Here is a 718-nt window from a genome sequence, read left to right on the forward strand (position 1 = left end):
TTTTGTTTTGAAGTGCAGGGTACAGTCGCGGCACCGACAACCAGTGGTCAGCCAGGTCCGATCACAACCACGGTGGTTGCACCAACGAACCCAACYACTCAAGCGYCATTACCTCAAGTAACCGATACGCCGCCGACATTAMCCCCACTTGCCCCAGTGCCAACTAACGCAGTGACGTTAGATTTAACCGATGGCAGTGATACCGGCAGCAGTCACAGTGATGATTTAACCTCATCACAAACGCCTATCATGTCGGGTACGACGGACATTCCATTCTCGGTGGTGACCATCAGCGAAAATGGCCAGGTCCTGGGTACGGCGACTTCGGATGAATACGGGTCTTATCGCGTTCAACTATCGAAGTTAGATGGTTCAGGTGCGGGTATAGAGCACACGTTAACAGCAGAAGCGGTTGCGCCGTCAACGGACGCTTCGCACGCCGTGCAGTCTTCGCCTTTGGCAGTGACTGTGGATACCGAGGTGACGGCAACTGATGCAACAGACAGTGCGACTGAAGACCAAACCTCATTGGTGAATGGTCAGCTAACGCTATCTAGTGATACTGGCGGTGACGCGGTAGTGACGACGACGGGTGATATTGCTGGTCAGTATGGCACGTATCATTTAGAGGCTGATGGCAGTTATACCTACAATTTAGATAACACTAATGCCGATGTGCAAGCTCTGGCTGAAGGTGGCAAACCGGCTGTAGACACTG

Annotated in this window: 1 protein-coding gene; it reads left to right on the forward strand. The window is 52.4% G+C overall.

The genetic code is table 11. From position 1 onward, the window contains the following. Nucleotides 1–718: VCBS domain-containing protein (locus tag A9260_RS15130; protein WP_197488358.1), on the forward strand; the 718-nt coding region annotated here is incomplete at both ends.

The sequence above is a fragment of the Vibrio sp. UCD-FRSSP16_30 genome (assembly GCF_001676025.1).
Taxonomy (GTDB): domain Bacteria; phylum Pseudomonadota; class Gammaproteobacteria; order Enterobacterales; family Vibrionaceae; genus Vibrio.